We start from the raw sequence: 16,082 nt of genomic DNA on the forward strand, positions 1-16,082 counted from the left end.
GGATTCCTTGCCGGACTTCGTGCGTTTCCCGCTGGCCGACGGCGGCTCGGTGGTCGTCGAGGTGGAGGTGGAGCCCGGCTTGGAGCGAGCCTCGGTGCCATCGGGCGTCCTCCGCAAGGCGACGACGACGTTCGAGCACGCGCTGAGCGAGGTCCGCGCCGCCGCGGGTGCGGCGTTGGCCCAGTTCCGCGACCTGGGCCCGGACGAGGTGGAGCTGAAGTTCGGCGTCAAGCTGGACGCCCAGGCGGGGGCGGTGATCGCGCGAACGGGGCTGCAGGGGCAGTTCGAGGTGAAGCTGAAGTGGGTCCGCGGGGAGGCGACGGAGTCCACTGAGGACAGTGCGGAGGAGGCGCCGGCGGCGAGTGGGGCCGCCGGCGCCTCCTCGCCGAACGTGCCGTAGCCCGGATCGGACCCGACGGCTTCGCCGACCCCGTGGCCACCTTTCCTCCCGCCTCTCCGGCGAACGGCGGATTTACAACGTTGTATACACCGGGTAAAACTGACATTTACAACGTTGTAAAAAGAGCGGAGGCCGTCCCGTGCCGTTGAGCCGCAGGCAGTTCGTCACCGGAGCCGTCGCCGCCACCCTCCTGACCGGGGCGAACGCGCCGAAAGCAGGTGCGGCCATCCGCAAGGTCGCCGCCGCGCCGGGCGGCCTCTACACGCCGAACGCCGCCCCGCTGAAGCCCGCCGCCTTCCTCAAGCTCCCGCCCGGGGCCGTCACCGCGCGGGGCTGGCTCGCCGGCCAGCTGAAACTTCAGCTCGACGGCCTCTGCGGCCACTACCCCGAGACCTCGCACTTCCTCGACTTCGCCACCAGCGGGTGGGTCCACCCCGAACGCCCCGGCTGGGAAGAGGTGCCCTACTGGCTGCGCGGCTACGTCGACCTCGCCGCCGTCACCGGGGACGCTACCGCGAAATCCACCGCCGGGAAGTGGATCGACGCCATCCTCGCCACGCAGCAGTCCGACGGCTTCTTCGGCCCGGCCGCGCTGCGCACCGCGCTGAACAACGGCCCCGACTTCTGGCCGTACCTCCCGCTGCTGCAGGCCCTGCGGTCCTGGCAGGAGTACACCGGCGACACCCGCGTCATCCCGTTCCTGACCCGGTTCCTCCGCTACATGAACGCCCAGGGCAAGAGCGCCTTCGACTCCAGCTGGGTGTCCGTCCGCTGGGGTGACGGCCTCGACAGCGTCTTCTGGCTCTTCAACCGCACCGGCGACGCCTTCCTGCTCGACCTCGCCGACAAGATCCACGCCTACGGCGCCAACTGGGTCCGGAACCTGCCGAGCCTGCACAACGTCAACATCGCCCAGGGCTTCCGCGAACCCGCGCAGTACGCGCTGCGCTCCGGCGACGCGAGCCTGACCCGGGCCACCTACTCCGACTACGACACGGTCATGGCCGCGTACGGCCAGTTCGCCGGCGGCGGCTTCGCCGGGGACGAGAACGCGCGGCCCGGCTTCGGAGACCCGCGCCAGGGCTTCGAGACCTGCGGGATCGTCGAGTTCATGGCGAGCCACCAGCTGCTCACCCGGCTGACCGGCGACCCGGTGTGGGCCGACCGCTGCGAGGACCTCGCCTTCAACTCCCTGCCCGCCGCGCTCGACCCCGCCGGGCGGGCCGTCCACTACGTCACCAGCGCGAACAGCGTCGACCTCGACAACGTGCCGAAGAGCGAAGGCCAGTTCCAGAACGGCTTCGCGATGCAGGCCTACCTGCCCGGCGTCGACCAGTACCGCTGCTGCCCGCACAACTACGGCATGGGCTGGCCGTACTTCACCGAAGAGCTGTGGCTGGCCACGCCGGACAACGGTCTCGCGGCCGCGATGTACTCGGCCAGCAGCGTCACGGCGAAGGTCGGCGACGGCACGTCGGTGACGATCACCGAGGACACCACCTACCCCTTCGCCGAGCAGGTCACCTTCACCGTCCGGACGCCGAAACCGCTGGCCTTCCCGCTGTACCTGCGGATCCCGGCCTGGTGCGCGGCGCCGCGGCTCACCGTGGCCGGTGCCGCGGTCGCGGCGACGGCCGGGCCGTCGTTCGTCAAGGTCGACCGCACGTGGACGAACGGCGACGTCGTGACGCTCACCCTGCCGCAGCGCACGACGACGCGGACGTGGGCGGCGAACCACGACTCCGTGTCGGTCGACCACGGCCCGCTGACGTACTCGCTGAAGATCGGGGAGAGCTACCAGCAGATCGGCGGGACCGCGCAGTTCCCCGAGTACGCGGTGCACGCGACGACGCCGTGGAACTACGGCCTCGCCACCGATGCCGCGCTGACCTTCTCCACCGCCGGTGGCGCGCTGCCCGCCAACCCGTTCACGCCGGACACCGCGCCGGTCAAGATCACCGCTTCCGCACGGAAAATCGCCGAGTGGACCGCGGACGACCAGAACGTCGTCACGCCGCTGCAGGCGTCACCGGCGCGCAGCGACGCGGCGGTCGAGACGGTCACGCTGATCCCCATGGGTGCGGCCCGCCTGCGCGTCACGTCCTTCCCGACGGCGGACCCGAGCGGCCACCCGTGGTCGCCGGGTGGCGGGGCCGCGGGTTTCCGGATCGTGAACCGCAACTCCGGCAAGGTCCTCGGTGTGGATCAGATGTCCACGGCGGACAGTGCGCGGGTGGTGCAGTTCGCCGACAACGGCACCGACGACCACGTCTGGCACCTCGTGGCGAACGGCGACGGCTGGTACCGGATCCGCAACCACCACTCCGGCAAAGTCCTCGGCGTGGATCAGATGTCCACTACGGACAGTGCGCGCGTGGTCCAGTTCACCGACAACGGCACCGCGGACCACCTGTGGCAGCCGGTGGACAACGGCGACGGCTGGTGGCGGCTGAAGAACCGCAACTCCGGCAAGGTGCTCGGCGTCGACGGGATGTCCACGGCGGACAGTGCGCAGGTGGTGCAGTTCGCCGACAACGGCTCGGCGGACCACGTGTGGCGGCTCGTCCCGGACGGCCGCGTGCGGGTCGAAAACCGCAACTCCGGCAAGGTTCTCGGCGTCGACCAGATGTCCACTGCGGACAATGCGCGGGTCGTGCAGTTCGCCGACAACGGCACGGACGACCACCTGTGGACGTTCGAGGCTGCGGCCGACGGCTGGTTCCTCATTCGCAACGTCCACTCGGGCAAGGTGCTCGGCGTGGTCGGAATGTCCACAGCGGACAGTGCGAATGTCGTGCAGTTCACCGACAACGGGTCCGCGGACCACCTGTGGCGCCTGCGCGACGACGGCAGCGGCTGGTTCCGGATCGTGAACCGCAACTCCGGCAAGGTGCTCGGTGTCGCCGGGATGTCCACGGCCGACAGTGCGCAGGTGGTGCAGTTCGGCGACACCGGAACCGCGGACCACCTGTGGCGGGTGCGCCCGTAGGGGAACGACTCAGCGCTTGACGCCGACGATCCCGGCCACGCACTTCGCCGAACCCGACAGGGGCGTGAGCCGGGGACCGTCGGGCCACCACTCGTCGCACACCGCGAGACCCGGCGCGGAGGTCGCGTTCGGCTGGAGGAACTCGAGGCCCGGCAGCATGGCTTCGATCTCCGCGCGCGTGCGGAACCGGCCGGCGCCGAGCGGGCCCTGGGTCAGGATGTTCTCGATCCGCTTGGCGATCTCGGTCAGCTCCGGCACCTCGGGGTCGAAGAAGTGCGACAGCACCACGTACGAGCCCGGGGCGAGCGCGTCGATGTACTCCCGCATGACCTCGGTTGCGCCGTCGCCCTCGAAGTGGTGCATCGTGCCGACGTGCAGCAGGGCGACCGGCTCGGAGAAGTCGATGTGCCGGAGCACCTCGTCGTGGCCGAGCACCGCCCGCGGCTGGAAGATGTCCGCTTCGACCATGTGCGTGAAGTCGTTCTCGACGAGCAGCGCCCGGCCGTGGGCGAGGACCACGGGGTCGTTGTCGACGTAGACGACCGTGTGGTCCTTGTCGATGCGCTGGACGATCTGGTGCGTGTTCTCCGCCGTCGGCAGCCCGGACCCGCAGTCGACGAACTGCCGGATCTTGGTCTGGTTCGCCAGCATCCGCAGCGCGCGGTTGTGGAAACCGCGGTTGCCGCGGGCGATGTCGACCGCCTCGGGGACCGCCGCGCGGATCTTCTCCATGACCATGCGGTCGACTTCGTAGAAGTTGTTGCCGCCGAGGAAGCCGTCGTAGATCCGGGCGATGCTCGGCCGGTCGGGATCGACTCCGACCGGCTTCTGGCTCGGGGACAGCGTCTCGGGCATGGCGACCTCGCAGGACTTCGGCGCGTGGCGTGGGGCCACCCAGCGTAGTAGCTCGGGTCCACGCGGTAAACGCGAGGTCAGCCGCTCGGGCGAAGCCGCTGGTCAGGAATGTCGTCCCAGGCGAGCTCGGCCCGTTCGCGGCGCAGCCGGGCGAGGTGCTGCTCGATCCGGCGGTCGAGATCGCGCGCGGCCTCGGACAGTTCCGTCAGGTCGCGACGGGACGCCGGGTGGCCGACGGCCCCCGTGTCCACTTCGTCCCCTGCCCTGTCCACTCCCGGCACCTCCCGGATCGGATCGGCTCTGGCCTCGTCCCAGCGTTACTGCCCCAACCGGCCGTCGCCAAAACAACCACGGCAGTGAGACCGCGCACGCGGGGGTGCGGCCGTCCGGTGGACCGGCCGCGAAATCCCTGGTGTCAATTTTGACCAAGTGGTAGAAATTCATCGAACCCCGTGACCTCCAGGAGCCGGTGATGAGCGAGCTTTCCGTGCAGCTGTACTCGGTCCGCGACGCCTTCGCGGCCGACCCCGACGGCACCCTGCGGCGGCTCGCCGCGATCGGCTTCACGCGCGTCGAGCCGTACGGGGTCGTCGAAAACGCCGAAGCGCTGCGGACCGGGCTGCCGGCGCACGGCCTGACCGCCCCGACCGCGCACGCCCGCCTGATCGGCGCCGACCAGGCGGCCGTGTTCGCCACGGCGGCCGAGCTGGGCATCGGCCTGGTGATCGACCCGCTCGTCAAGCCGGAGCAGTGGCAGGACACCGACGGCATCGCCGCCACGGCGGACGCGCTGAACGCCGCCGCCAAGGTCGCGGCCGAGCACGGCGTGCAGGTCGGCTACCACAACCACTGGTGGGAGCTGGAATCCCGGATCGACGGCCGCAGCGCGTTCGAGGTCTTCGCCGGACAGCTCGACCCCGCCGTCGCGCTGGAGGTCGACACCTACTGGGCGACCGCGGGCGGCGAGGACGCGCCCGCGCTGCTGCGCCGCCTCGGCGACCGCGTCAAGGCGATCCACGTCAAGGACGGCGGCCTGGCCACCGACGCCACCGGTCAAGTCCCGGCCGGACAGGGCAGCGTGCCGGTCGCCGAGGTGCTCGCCGCCGCGCCGGACGCGCTGCGCGTCGTCGAGTTCGACGCCTACAGCGGCCCGGCTGGCGACCTCTTCGAGGCCATCGCCGCCAGCCACGCGTTCCTGGTCAACCGGTGACCGGCGGGCCGGTCGGCGTCGGGATCGTCGGCGCCGGCGTCATCAGCGGCACCTACCTCGAGAACCTGACGAGCTTCCCGGACGTCCGCGTGGTGCGGATCGCCGACCTCGACACCGGGCGCGCCGCGGCCCGCGCGGCCGAGTACGGCGTGCCGCGTTCGGGCACGGTGGCCGAGCTGCTCGACGACGCCGAGGTCGAGCTCGTCGTCAACCTGACCATCCCCGCTGCGCACGTCGACGTCGGGCTCGCCGCCCTCGACGCGGGCAAGCACGTGTGGGCGGAGAAGCCCCTCGCGCTGGACCGCCAGACCGGCCGCAAGCTGCTGGATCGCGCACGGGAGAAGAACCTGCGGGTGGCGAGCGCGCCCGACACCGTCCTCGGCGCCGCGCTGCAGACCGCGCGCCGGGCCGTCGACGAGGGCCGGATCGGCCGTCCGCTGACCGCGTTGGCGTTGTTCCAGGTGGCGGGCCCGGAAGTGTGGCACCCCACACCGGAGTTCTACTACCAGCCGGGCGGCGGGCCGCTGCTCGACATGGGCCCGTACTACCTGACGGCCTTGGTGCACCTCCTGGGGCCGATCCGGCGCGTCACGGGCGCCGGCGGCCGGGCGCGCGACACCCGGGTCATCGGCTCCGGCCCGCGCGCGGGGACGGAGTTCCCGGTGCTGGTGCCGACGACGGTCACCGCGCTCGTCGAGTTCGAAGCGGCCTCGGCGCAGGTCGTGCTGAGCTTCGATTCGGCGCTCAAGCGGACCGGGGTGGTCGAGCTGACCGGCACCGGCGGCACCGCCGTCCTGCCGGACCCCAACCGGTTCGACGAGCCGACCCGGCTGCACCTGCTCGGCGGTGACGAGCCGGAAGAGCTGGCGCCCGCCGGGCACGCGGCCTCCCGCGGCACCGGGGCGCTGGAGCTGGCCCGGGCGATCCGCGCCGGCGTGCCGGAACGCGCGTCCGGCGAGCTGGCCTACCACGTGCTCGACGCGATGCTGGCCATCGAGGAGTCCCTGACCCGGGGGCAGACCCTGGACGTCGGCAGCAGTGTCGAGGTCCCGCCCCTGCTGCCGGTGGGCTGGGACCCGTACGAGAAGACCCTCTAGACCGGGACGGTGAGCACGTTCTGCAGGTAGAAGCGCAGCGAACCGACCAGGTCGACGTCGCCCGGGACGGTCAGCCACTGCACCTGCAGGCCGTCCATCAGCGCGATGAACGTCAGCGTGGCCAGCCCGGGGTCGACGCCGTCCCGCAGTTCGCCGCGGGCGGCCAGGACCGCGAACGACTCGTGCACGCCTTCGCGCGCGGCCCGGTAGTGGCGCACGAAGTACTCGTGCGCCGGGTGGTCCGGGGCGACGGCCTCGGCGGCGAGCCGGGAGTAGAGGTCGACGATCCCGGGGTGGCGGACGTTGTGCTCGGCGAGCGCGACGAAGTGGCGCAGCACCTCGAGGCCGGGCGGCACCGTCAGCTGTTCGCGCTCGGAGTCCTCGGCGTCACGCCGTTCGAGCACGGCGGCGAGCAGGGCCTCCTTGGTCGGGAAGTAGTACAGGAGGCCGGCGTGCGAAATCCCCACGCGCTTGGCGATCTCCCGCAGCGAAGAGCCCTGGTAGCCGAGCTCGCCGTACGCCGCGGCCGCCGCCGTGATGATGTCCTCACGGCGGATCCGGCCCTTCAGGTAGCCCCCGGTCACGGGGTCGCGGTGGTCTCGGCGGCGTGCACGGCACCATCATGCCGCAGCGGTGTTTCGCACAAGCGACGTGAGCGGACGAACAAATCAGTTGTGCGAACGCTCGTGGCTTGCGAACATCGCGGCGTGAAGAGTGCGGAACGGCAGCGGATCATCGTGGAGCGGCTGCGTGACGCCGACCAGGTGGCCGTCGCGGACCTGGCGTCGGCGACCGGCGCGTCGGAGATGACCGTGCGCCGCGACCTCGACCACCTGGCCGCGCGCGGGGTGCTGCGGCGGGTGCACGGGGGAGCCGTCCCGGCGGCGCCGTCCGGGATCGAACCGCCGTTCGCCGCCCGCGCGACGGAAGCGGTCGCGGCGAAGCGCGCCATCGCGGCCGCGGCCGCCGAGCTGATCCGCGACGGCGAAACGATCGTCCTCGACAGCGGCACGACCGCGCTGGAGCTCGCGCGGCTGCTGCGCGGGCGCGCGGTCACCGTGATGCCGCTTTCCCTGCACGCGGCCCGGGAGCTGGCCGACGACGGGGAGTCCGGCTGCTCCTGCCCGGCGGCGAGCCGCGGCCGGGGGAGCAGGCCCTGGTGGGCCCGCTGACCGTCGCGTCGTTGCGCGCGCTGCGCTTCGACGTCGCGGTGCTGAGCCCCTGCGCGTTCGGCGTCGACGCCGGGCTCACCGCCTTCGACCTGGGCGACGCCGAGGTCAAGCGGGCGGCCCTCGACGTCGCGGCCCGCGCGATCGTGCTCGCCGACGGCGCCAAGTGGGGCCGCGCCGCGCTCGCCCACGTCTGTCCCGCCGACCGCCCGGATGTAGTGATCACCGACCCGGGCGCGCCCGAGGACCAGCGCGCGGCGCTGGCCGGCCTCGGCGTGCTCGTGCACGTCGCCGTCCCCCTGGAGAACCGATGACGACCGCCCCGCCCCGCCCGCGCGCCGCCCGGTTCGCGACCTTCATGTTCTTCGGCCTCAACGGGTTCGCGATGGGTATGTGGGTGGTGCACATCCCGAACATCGAACGCGCGACCGGCATTTCGCACAGCACGCTGGGCGCGTTGCTGCTGGTGCTCGGCGGCGCGGCGTTCGCGGGCATGCAGATCTCCGGCCCGCTCGTCGACCGGCTCGGCCACCGCCGGCTGGTCCCGGCGGCCGGCGTGCTGCTCGGCCTCGCCCTGTGCGGACCGGGGTTCGCGAACTCGTGGTGGACGCTCGGGCTTTCGCTGATCCTGTTCGGCTTCGGCAACGGCGCGATCGACGTCGGGATGAACTCCCACGCGGTGGTCGTGGAGCGCGCCTACCCGCGTCCGATCATGGCGGCGTTCCACGCGTTCTGGTCGATCGGCGGCGCGTTCGCGGCGGTCATCGGCGCGGCGACGCTCGGTGGCGGCGTGCCGACCGGCGTGACGCTCACCGCCACCGGCCTGTTCTGCGTGCTGCTTTCCCTGGTGTCCGCGCGGTTCCTGATGGAGCCGGCCGACGTGCCTTCGCCGGCCTCGGAGTCGCCCGCCGAATCCGCGCCGGTCCGCCGTCGCCCGCCGGGTCGCGTGGTGTGGCTGCTCGGGTTGCTGGCGCTGGCGCTGATGCTGTCGGAGGGCGTGGCCAACGATTGGGCGGCGCTGCACATGGAGAAGGTCCTCGGCACGTCGTCCTCGACGGCGGCGCTGGCGTACGGCGCGTTCGCGGTGGCGATGACGACCGGCCGGTTCCTGACCGACCGCGTCGCGGCCTGGGCCGGCCCGGCGGCGATCGTCCGCTACGGCGCGGCGCTGGCCGCGGTCGGCCTGTCGATCGCCGCGGCGGCGCCGTGGGTGCCGCTGTCGCTCGTCGGCTGGGCGCTGTTCGGGCTGGGCTTGTCGGGCGGGGTCCCGCAGCTGTTCACCGCGGCGGGGAACCTCGACACGCGGGCTTCGGGTGCGTTGATGGCCCGGGTGGTCGGCCTCGGGTACGTGGGCCTGCTGGCCGGGCCGGCGCTGATCGGCGGGCTGACGCGGTGGATGCCGCTGAACGTCACGTTCGCGGTGCCGGTGGTGCTGTGCGTGCTGGCGGCGGTGTTCGCGGGAGTGCTGAGCCCGAAGCCGGAGCCGGCGGAGCAGCCCGTCGGCTGATCTCCGCCGGGGCTAGTGCTGGTGCGCCCGTTCCGGTTCGGTGTGGACGACCACCGCGGTCAGGTGCGGGACCGCGTGCACCAGCCGGTGCTCCACCTCGTGCGCGAGCGAGTGCGCCTCGCGGACCGTCAGCTCCGACGCGACCGTGACGGCCAGCTCGGCCCGCAGGTGGTGCCCGATCCACCGCATCCGCAGGTCACGCGCGCCGAGCACGCCCTCGACGTCGAGCGCCGTCCGTTCGGCCAGCTCCACCGAGGCCGGGTCGACGGCGTCCAGCAAGCGTCGGAACACCTCCTTCGCGGCGTCGCGCAGCACGAACACGATCGCGACCGTGATGCCGAGCCCGACGAGCGGATCCGCCGCGGGGAAGCCGAACGCGACCCCGGCGGCGCCCGCGACGACGGCCAGCGACGTGAAGCCGTCCGTGCGGGCGTGGACCCCGTCGGCGACCAGCGCGGCCGAGCCGATCTCGCGGCCGACCTTGATCCGGTACCGCGCGACGAGCTCGTTGCCGGCGAAGCCGATCACGCCCGCCGCCGCGACCACCCACGGGTACCCGACCGGCTCGGGATCGAGCAACCGCCGGACGGACTCGTACGCGACGAGCACCGCCGAAGCGGCGACGACCAGCACGACGACCACCCCGGCCAGGTCTTCCGCGCGTCCGAGGCCGTAGGTGTAGCGGCGCGTCGCCGCGCGTCGGCCCAGCAGGAACGCGATGCCGAGCGGGACGGCGGTCAGGGCGTCGGCGAAGTTGTGGATCGTGTCGCCGAGCAGCGCGACCGACCCGGTGACGAGCACGAGCACCAGCTGCGCGACGGCGGTCACGAAGAGCGCGGCGAACGACCACGTCAGCGTGCGCAGGCCGCGCCGGCTCGTTTCGAGGGCGTGGTCGACGCGGTCGGCGGAGTCGTGACTGTGCCCGTGTCCGTGTCCCATGCTGCGAGTCTATCTGCGCACACATGCAGATACGCAAGTAGTAGGGTTCACGCCATGCACGCGTCGCTGCCGGACTTCGACATGCCCACCGACGAGCAGGTCCACCTGGCCGCGGAGTCGTTCCGCCTCCTCGCCGACCCGACCCGCATCAAGGTCCTGTGGGCGCTGCTGCAGGGCGAGTCCTCGGTGGCGTGCTTGGCGGAGCTGGCGGGCGCGGCCCCGACGGCGGTCAGCCAGCACCTGGCGAAGCTCAGGCTGGCGGGCCTGGTGAAGGGCCGCCGCGAGGGAACATTCGTCTACTACTCGGCGGCGGACGACCACGTGCGCGGCCTGCTGGCCCAGGCTCTGCACCACGCGGACCACCTGGACCGCGACCTGCCCTCCGAGCACGCCCACCGGCCGTGATCGGACCAGCTCAGCGCTTGAGCGGCGCCGCGAGCCGGGCGACCAGCTCCTCGGCGACTTCCTGTGTCGCCCCGCGTAGCTCCTCAGGCGAGTAGGGCTCTTCGGGATCGATTCGAATGCGTTCGGGAGCGTTGAGACTTAAGCTCACCGTGCTCGCCGACGCTTCGGCCAACGTGCCGAGCCTCGTTGTCGAGGTGACCGGGTCCAAGCCGATAGCCGGCGCGATGACTCCCGGCAGCGGAAGGTCGATCCGCAGGAGCGACTGCAACCGGTCCGCGATCTTCAGTGACAGGTCGTCCCGGTCCAGGATGTGGCCGATGGTCGCTTTGGGCAGAGCGAACCAGCATGAGCGTTGTCCGGTGCGCAGCACGGCGAGGCCGCCTTGTCCGGATCGCCAGTCGGTCGAATATGCCGCAGCGACATCGGCGTTGGAGTCGACGGTCACGGACTGCTGCTGAGAGAACAGCCCCTCGGCTCTGCCGAGCCCGGCCAAGCCGTCGGAGATCCGCTCGAGCTGCACCACGCGGTAGCGCGCGGTCGGTTGAGCCGGGACGAGGTGCACTTCGACGAGCGGTTCCTGCGGCTGGTAATGCCGCGAAAGGAGTTCCGAACGCCAGGCGAGCGTGAGTTCCTGGAGAAGCGCTACCCCGCGTTGCTCGGCGGCGGGAGCGGGGAAGGCGGCGCGCGGCGGGAGAACCGGCAGAGCGCCGAGTTCGGGACGAATGTGGAGCGGCTGCCGGGTCAGGTGGCGGAGCAGGTCGTCGGTTTCTTCGAGCGTCAGAGCGGACACTATGAAGTGGTCGGCGCTGTACGGCTGCAGGAACAGCGGGATCTCGTCGACGTTGTGACCGGGCAGTACGACCGGGAGGAGCTTGCGCGTCCAGTTCCCCCGATCGCGCTGCAGGAGTTCCCGGAGTGCCGCGGCTTCGGCCTGTCCGCCGAGGTTGCGGTCGACGGGGCCGTTCCCGTCACCCATCCGCCGGTAGCCCTCCGACGCCACCACGATCACGAAATCGGCTTCGGTGATGTTCTTCAGCGCCCAGGCGTACCAGTCCTGGCGTTCGCCGGCCCACTGGTCGAGTTCGACGTCGATCCCGTGTGCGCGCAGGAAGTTCGCGAACGCCAGGACCGCGGCACGGTGTTCGGCGCTGTCGTGGGTGTAAGACACGAAAGTCTTCGGGTGGGGCGACACCATCGGGTGGGTCCTCTTCGCCGTGGCCGCGTGAGCGGGCGTTGTTCTGGCGAAGAACGATAGCAACGGCAGAGCAAACCTCAGCCGATCGGCTCCTGCAGCTCCGTCACCCAGCCCGCCGGATCCTCCGGGCAGTCCAGGTACAGCTCCCGCTGCGGCCCGGCCGAGGCGAACCCGTGGCCGTCGATCCACCGGACCACCGCCTGCCAGCTCGGCAGCACGCCGTCGATCGCGCCGCGGTGGACCAGGGTCGCCGCTCGGACCGGGGCGAGGTCCACCACCGCCAAGCCGTTCAGGTCGCCCGGACCGACGGACGCCGGAATCGCCGCGTGCACGACGACCTCGTCCTCGAGACGCTGCTCGTAGTAGCACGTCAGCCGGCCCGCGGGGGTGACGTCCGCGAGCGGGAGACGGCGGCCGAGCTCCGCGCACAGCGGGCGCACCACCGGCCCGATCGCCTCGGGCGCGAACCCCGCCGCCACGCCCGTCAGCTCCACCACCCGCATCGCCGGCAGCTCCTTGACGACGACGTCGGGGGCGCGACCTTCCTCCTCGATCGTCCGCAGCCGCGCCTCGACCTGCGTGAGCCGCGCCGCGCCTTCCGCCAGCGCGGCTTCCAGCTCCGCGCGCCGCAGCGCGAGCATGCCGCGCACCCGCTCCACCGGGAGGTCGTCGGCCAGCAGCGTCGCCACCTGGTCGAGGGTGAACCCGAGGTCCTTCAGCGCGACGATCCGGTTGAGCCGCGCCAGCTGGCCCGCCGTGTAGCTGCGGTAGCCGGTCGCGGGGTCGACGCGCGCCGGCCGCAGCAGCCCCAGCGCGTCGTAGTGGCGCAGCATGCGGACCGACACCCGGCCGTGGCGGGCGAAGTCGCCGATCGAGAACACTCCTCCGATCATTCCGCAGGCGGGACGAACCCGCCGAGGACGTCCGCGGCGAGCTCCGCGAACGTGATCGCGGTGTCGTCCTCGTGCGCCGGCCCGGCCACCTGCAGCCCGACCGGCAGCGTGCCCGCCAGCGGCGCGCTCACCGCGGGCAGCCCGGGCAGCGACGCCTGCGCGACCCAGAACACCTGGTCGTCGTAGCGGTGCCGGTCGTCGTGCCGCGGCGCCGTCGTGAACACGGTCGGGCAGAGGAAGACGTCGACGTCCGCGAAGTACCGGGCCCACGCCGCGCCCAGCGTCGCCCGCCGGCGCTCCTGCTCGTCCGCGCCCGCCGGCTCGCCGCCTTCCATCGCGGCGAAGAACCACTCGACCTGGAAACCGAACGCCTCCGCCTGGACGACCGGATTCACGCCGTCCGGCCAGCCTTCGGCTACCCGCACCCCGGCCCGGACGAGCGCGTCGACGGCGTCCGACAGCGCTTCGCCCACCTCGCCGGTCACCGGGCAGGCCGGGTCGTCGAGCACGACGCCGACGCGGAAGTCCGCGAGCCGCGACCGGCGTGACGGCGTCCCCGGCCCGCCGGTGGCGGTCAGCGCGAGCCGCAGGTCGGCGGCCGAGCGGGCCAGGGGACCGACGGTGGAGGGGAACTCCCGGGCGGGCTCGACCGGCGGCCCGGGCGGCTGGAAACCCCGCAGTGGCACGGTTCCCGGGGTCGGCTTGAGGCCGTAGACGCCGCAGTACGCCGCCGGGATGCGGATCGAGCCGGCCAGGTCGGAGCCGTACTCCAAAAAGGACAGTCCGGCCGCGAGTGCGGCCGCCGCGCCGCCGCTCGACCCGCCCGGTGTCCGGGCGTGGTCCCGCGGGTTCAGCGTGCGGCCGTAGACCGGGTTCGTAGTCCGGCCGAAGTCGGCGAGCAGGTGGTGCACGTTCGACTTCCCGACGACGATCGCGCCCGCCGCCTGAAGTCGTTCGACGACCGCGGCGTCCCGGTCCGCCACGGCCTCGGCGAACGCCGGCTCGCCCCAGGTCGTGGCCATCCCGGCGACGGCGAACGCGTCCTTGATCGTCATCGGGACGCCGTGCAGCGGCCCGCCGGTCGTCGCGTCGGCTTTCGAAGCCGCTTCGAGCGCGAAGTCGCGCCGGGTCGCGACGACGGCGTTGACCTCGGAGGCGTCGATGCGGGCGAAGAGCCGTTCGGTCAGGTCGCGAGACGAGAGCGTGCTCCGGCGGAGGCCGGCGGCCACCTCGGTGGCGGTGCGGAAGAACGTCATGGGTCCGGGATAGCGGCTGACACGGTGTCAGGGTCAACTGTCGAGTCCGGCCGCGCCCGTTCGTCCTCGGGGAGAACGACACTCGACGAAGGAGCGAAATGGACACGATGGACTTGTACCGGCGCGCCCAGGGCGGGTTCGACGCGGTGCTGGCCGCGGTGCGCGACGACCAGTGGGACACGCCGTCGGCCTGCACGGAGTGGTCGGTGCGGGACGTCGCCGGCCACGTCGTCTGGGGTCAACGCCAGTTGCGGGCCTGGGCAGGCGGGCAGGACTACGCGGAGACCGCGGGCGCACCGGGAGCGCCGCACCCCGCCGTGCTCGCCGGGACGAACCCCGTCGAGACGTGGCGGGCCGCGGCGGTGGCCGAGCTGACCGAGGAGGAGCTGCGCCGCCCGGTTTCGCTGCCCGGGCTCGGCGAGATCCCGGTCGCGGGCATCGTCACGCTGCTGATCACCGACCTCGTCGCGCACAGCTGGGACATCGGCTCGGCGGCCGGTCAGGACGTGCGCCTCCCGCCGGAGCTCGTGGACGTGGCGTTCACCTGGGCGCGGGCGAACGCGGTGCGCCGGCCGGGGTTCTTCGGGCCGGAGCTGGTGCCGCCCGGCGGCGCCGACGAGCAGACGCGGATGCTGGCCTTCCTCGGCCGCCGGGCGTGGGCGCCGGTACCGGCCGGTGTTTCCGGTTCGCGCCGCGGTGGTAGTCACCGGTGATCGCCGTCCGAGTCGCGGACGGCCGTGGCGGAGGGAAATCCGATGCCGGACGCAGTTCGCCTGACCGCACCCCCGGCGCCGCCCGAGGCGACCCCGCCGGACCCTCTCGTGCCGGACCCGTCGTTGCCCGGACCGGATCCCGACCGGCCGGCCCCCGAGCCGGGCACGCCGGTGCCGGACCCGTTGCCGCCGGAAACCGAGCCGGGCCCCAATCGCCGCTGAATACGAGATAGAGATGATATGAGTTTCATATGATCTCGTGTACGGTCGTGGCATGACAACAGCGCAGAACTACCGGCGGATGGTCAACGCTGGGAACAAGATCGTCGTGGGACTCCAGCGGCTGGGCGTCGCGTTCGGCCCGATGCAGCTGCTCACCGTCCCCGGCCGCCGCACGGGGGTGCCGCGCACGTTCCCGATCGCGGTCATCCCGATCGACGGCGACCGCTACATCTTCCAGGCCTACCCGAAGGCGGCGTGGGTGGCGAACGCCCGGGCGGCGGCCGAGGTGACGCTCACCCGCGGCCGCCGCACCACGGCGGCTCGCCTGACCGAGGTCCCGGTGGAGCAGCGGCGGCCGCTCCTGCGCGAGCTGGTGGCGAAAAGCCCGGCCAGCGTGGGAAAGCGGCTGGTGACCACGGGCCTCGCGGACGCGGCGACCCCGGACGCGGCCGCCGCGGCGGCGGAACGCATCGCGGTGTTCCGCGTCGAACCGGCCTGAGCCGGCGCGACGACCTCCCGGCGGTGAAGCGCTGTGCTCAGGCCGTCCGGCACCGGGCCGAAAGCTCCTCCAGCCCGGCGCCGGACAGCTGGTCCAGCGCGGCCTCCCGGCCGGTCATCGCCATCACCAAGGCGAGCAGCGGGCCCGCCACCTCGGGTCCGCTCCCGGCCGACCACTCGGTGTCGCTCGCCCGCAGCGTGAGCCCGTCGACCCGGTTCTTGGCGCCGATCAGCAGGTTCGACCGGCGGTAGAACTCCGCGACGCGGATCAGCGTCGCGGCCGGGAACGCGCGGTCGAGCCCGAGCGCCCACCGGATGTCCGTGCCGTGCACCACGATCTCGCCGAGCCACGAATCCGCCGGACCCGGCGGCCCGGTCGTGTCGTCCGCGTGCTCGCGCAGCCGGGCGAGCGTCGCCGCGGGGCCGTCCGCGGTCTCGCGGGCGATGTTCTTCGCCGTCATCGCGGCGAACCGGAACCCCGAGCCGGCCAGCCCCGTGAAGAACCTGACCGGCGTCAGCGTCGCGGTCGAGACGACGTGGCCGAGTACGTCGTGGACGGTCCACTCGCGACACAGGGAAGGAGCCGACCAGGCCTGCACGTCCGCGAGATCGTCGGCCAGCGCGGCGCGCTCCCGGTGGATCTCGGGCCAGGGACCGGAACCCGGCATCGGGCCTCCTCGGGCCGTCCGGGATCGGCGATCCCGGTGCACGCAGGTCGTCCGCGACGCCCGGGT

The 16,082-nt window shown here is 72.5% G+C and carries 17 protein-coding genes and 1 pseudogene; 10 read left to right on the plus strand and 8 right to left on the minus strand.

What is annotated here, in order from left to right:
- Positions 1 to 7: 7 nt before the first annotated feature.
- Both ABZ342_RS03190 and ABZ342_RS03195 read left to right on the plus strand, forming a co-directional pair.
- Positions 8 to 400 (plus strand): CU044_2847 family protein, encoded by a 393-nt coding sequence (locus ABZ342_RS03190; protein ID WP_360468370.1) that lies wholly within the window; start codon positions 8 to 10, stop codon positions 398 to 400.
- Between the two features lie 139 nt (positions 401 to 539).
- Positions 540 to 3,389, plus strand: coding sequence for an RICIN domain-containing protein (locus tag ABZ342_RS03195; RefSeq protein ID WP_360468371.1), 2,850 nt, complete (start codon positions 540 to 542; stop codon positions 3,387 to 3,389).
- A 9-nt stretch (positions 3,390 to 3,398) separates the two neighbouring features.
- Here ABZ342_RS03195 and ABZ342_RS03200 read toward each other — a convergent pair whose 3' ends face one another.
- Both ABZ342_RS03200 and ABZ342_RS03205 read right to left on the minus strand, forming a co-directional pair.
- A complete protein-coding gene (locus ABZ342_RS03200) occupies positions 3,399 to 4,244 on the minus strand; it encodes an SAM-dependent methyltransferase (RefSeq protein ID WP_155547428.1) in 846 nt (281 codons plus the stop codon).
- Positions 4,245 to 4,321: 77 nt separating this feature from the next.
- Positions 4,322 to 4,516 (minus strand): hypothetical protein, encoded by a 195-nt coding sequence (locus ABZ342_RS03205; protein WP_360468372.1) that lies wholly within the window; start codon positions 4,514 to 4,516, stop codon positions 4,322 to 4,324.
- Between the two features lie 200 nt (positions 4,517 to 4,716).
- Here ABZ342_RS03205 and ABZ342_RS03210 point away from each other — a divergent pair, with 200 nt between their 5' ends.
- Positions 4,717 to 5,454, plus strand: a complete 738-nt coding sequence (locus ABZ342_RS03210; protein WP_360468373.1) for a TIM barrel protein — start codon at positions 4,717 to 4,719, stop codon at positions 5,452 to 5,454.
- Complete coding sequence (locus ABZ342_RS03215; protein ID WP_360468374.1) at positions 5,451 to 6,551, plus strand: Gfo/Idh/MocA family oxidoreductase; 1,101 nt, start codon at positions 5,451 to 5,453, stop codon at positions 6,549 to 6,551. Before ABZ342_RS03210 ends, ABZ342_RS03215 begins: the two co-directional genes overlap by 4 nt.
- Here ABZ342_RS03215 and ABZ342_RS03220 read toward each other — a convergent pair.
- A complete protein-coding gene (locus tag ABZ342_RS03220) occupies positions 6,548 to 7,135 on the minus strand; it encodes a TetR/AcrR family transcriptional regulator (RefSeq protein ID WP_155546417.1) in 588 nt (195 codons plus the stop codon). The genes ABZ342_RS03215 and ABZ342_RS03220 overlap by 4 nt on opposite strands.
- A 180-nt stretch (positions 7,136 to 7,315) precedes the next feature.
- Between ABZ342_RS03220 and ABZ342_RS03225 the strand changes: the two are divergent.
- Both ABZ342_RS03225 and ABZ342_RS03230 read left to right on the plus strand, forming a co-directional pair.
- Positions 7,316 to 8,034 (plus strand): annotated as a pseudogene (locus ABZ342_RS03225) (DeoR/GlpR family DNA-binding transcription regulator).
- A complete protein-coding gene (locus ABZ342_RS03230; RefSeq protein WP_360468375.1) occupies positions 8,031 to 9,227 on the plus strand; it encodes an MFS transporter in 1,197 nt (398 codons plus the stop codon). The pseudogene ABZ342_RS03225 and the gene ABZ342_RS03230 overlap by 4 nt, the downstream one beginning before the upstream one ends.
- Before the next feature lie 12 nt (positions 9,228 to 9,239).
- On the opposite strand, the gene ABZ342_RS03235 is transcribed toward ABZ342_RS03230, so the two are convergent.
- On the minus strand, positions 9,240 to 10,166 hold the full coding sequence (locus ABZ342_RS03235; RefSeq protein WP_360468376.1) for a cation diffusion facilitator family transporter: 927 nt from the start codon (positions 10,164 to 10,166) through the stop codon (positions 9,240 to 9,242).
- 54 nt (positions 10,167 to 10,220) lie between these two features.
- Between ABZ342_RS03235 and ABZ342_RS03240 the strand changes: the two genes are divergently transcribed.
- Entirely contained in the window at positions 10,221 to 10,571 is a 351-nt protein-coding gene (locus ABZ342_RS03240) for a metalloregulator ArsR/SmtB family transcription factor (protein WP_360468377.1), read from the plus strand.
- Positions 10,572 to 10,581: 10 nt separating this feature from the next.
- On the opposite strand, the gene ABZ342_RS03245 is transcribed toward ABZ342_RS03240, so the two are convergent.
- The 3 genes from ABZ342_RS03245 to ABZ342_RS03255 form a co-directional block, all read right to left on the minus strand.
- Positions 10,582 to 11,766 (minus strand): SEFIR domain-containing protein, encoded by a 1,185-nt coding sequence (locus tag ABZ342_RS03245; RefSeq protein WP_360468378.1) that lies wholly within the window; start codon positions 11,764 to 11,766, stop codon positions 10,582 to 10,584.
- Between the two features lie 77 nt (positions 11,767 to 11,843).
- Positions 11,844 to 12,647: a MerR family transcriptional regulator gene (locus ABZ342_RS03250; RefSeq protein WP_360468379.1), complete on the minus strand. Its 804-nt coding sequence runs from the start codon at positions 12,645 to 12,647 to the stop codon at positions 11,844 to 11,846.
- 8 nt (positions 12,648 to 12,655) lie between these two features.
- Positions 12,656 to 13,915 carry an amidase family protein gene (locus tag ABZ342_RS03255; RefSeq protein ID WP_360468380.1) on the minus strand — a complete coding sequence of 420 codons (1,260 nt, stop codon included), beginning with the start codon at positions 13,913 to 13,915 and terminating at the stop codon, positions 12,656 to 12,658.
- Between the two features lie 98 nt (positions 13,916 to 14,013).
- Between ABZ342_RS03255 and ABZ342_RS03260 the strand changes: the two genes are divergently transcribed.
- From ABZ342_RS03260 to ABZ342_RS03270, 3 genes are read left to right on the plus strand one after another with little or no spacing between them, the layout of a single operon-like run.
- On the plus strand, positions 14,014 to 14,628 hold the full coding sequence (locus ABZ342_RS03260) for a TIGR03086 family metal-binding protein (RefSeq protein WP_360468381.1): 615 nt from the start codon (positions 14,014 to 14,016) through the stop codon (positions 14,626 to 14,628).
- 42 nt (positions 14,629 to 14,670) lie between these two features.
- Complete coding sequence (locus tag ABZ342_RS03265; RefSeq protein ID WP_360468382.1) at positions 14,671 to 14,850, plus strand: hypothetical protein; 180 nt, start codon at positions 14,671 to 14,673, stop codon at positions 14,848 to 14,850.
- A 52-nt stretch (positions 14,851 to 14,902) separates the two neighbouring features.
- Positions 14,903 to 15,349, plus strand: a complete 447-nt coding sequence (locus tag ABZ342_RS03270; protein WP_230862782.1) for a nitroreductase/quinone reductase family protein — start codon at positions 14,903 to 14,905, stop codon at positions 15,347 to 15,349.
- Between the two features lie 37 nt (positions 15,350 to 15,386).
- Here the strand turns inward: ABZ342_RS03270 and ABZ342_RS03275 are convergent, their stop codons facing one another.
- On the minus strand, positions 15,387 to 16,016 hold the full coding sequence (locus tag ABZ342_RS03275; RefSeq protein ID WP_360468383.1) for a maleylpyruvate isomerase family mycothiol-dependent enzyme: 630 nt from the start codon (positions 16,014 to 16,016) through the stop codon (positions 15,387 to 15,389).
- Positions 16,017 to 16,082: the final 66 nt, after the last annotated feature.

This window comes from Amycolatopsis sp. NPDC005961 (assembly GCF_040629235.1).
GTDB lineage: Bacteria > Actinomycetota > Actinomycetes > Mycobacteriales > Pseudonocardiaceae > Amycolatopsis > Amycolatopsis camponoti.

Coding starts and splice junctions, on each gene's coding strand:
- ABZ342_RS03210 (WP_360468373.1), top strand. CDS start 4,717: ATGAGCGAGCTTTCCGTGCAGCTGTACTCGGTCCGCGACGCCTTCGCG.
- ABZ342_RS03200 (WP_155547428.1), bottom strand. CDS start 4,244: ATGCCCGAGACGCTGTCCCCGAGCCAGAAGCCGGTCGGAGTCGATCCC.
- ABZ342_RS03255 (WP_360468380.1), bottom strand. CDS start 13,915: ATGACGTTCTTCCGCACCGCCACCGAGGTGGCCGCCGGCCTCCGCCGG.
- ABZ342_RS03245 (WP_360468378.1), bottom strand. CDS start 11,766: ATGGTGTCGCCCCACCCGAAGACTTTCGTGTCTTACACCCACGACAGC.
- ABZ342_RS03275 (WP_360468383.1), bottom strand. CDS start 16,016: ATGCCGGGTTCCGGTCCCTGGCCCGAGATCCACCGGGAGCGCGCCGCG.
- ABZ342_RS03240 (WP_360468377.1), top strand. CDS start 10,221: ATGCACGCGTCGCTGCCGGACTTCGACATGCCCACCGACGAGCAGGTC.
- ABZ342_RS03265 (WP_360468382.1), top strand. CDS start 14,671: ATGCCGGACGCAGTTCGCCTGACCGCACCCCCGGCGCCGCCCGAGGCG.
- ABZ342_RS03235 (WP_360468376.1), bottom strand. CDS start 10,166: ATGGGACACGGACACGGGCACAGTCACGACTCCGCCGACCGCGTCGAC.
- ABZ342_RS03230 (WP_360468375.1), top strand. CDS start 8,031: ATGACGACCGCCCCGCCCCGCCCGCGCGCCGCCCGGTTCGCGACCTTC.
- ABZ342_RS03270 (WP_230862782.1), top strand. CDS start 14,903: ATGACAACAGCGCAGAACTACCGGCGGATGGTCAACGCTGGGAACAAG.
- ABZ342_RS03260 (WP_360468381.1), top strand. CDS start 14,014: ATGGACACGATGGACTTGTACCGGCGCGCCCAGGGCGGGTTCGACGCG.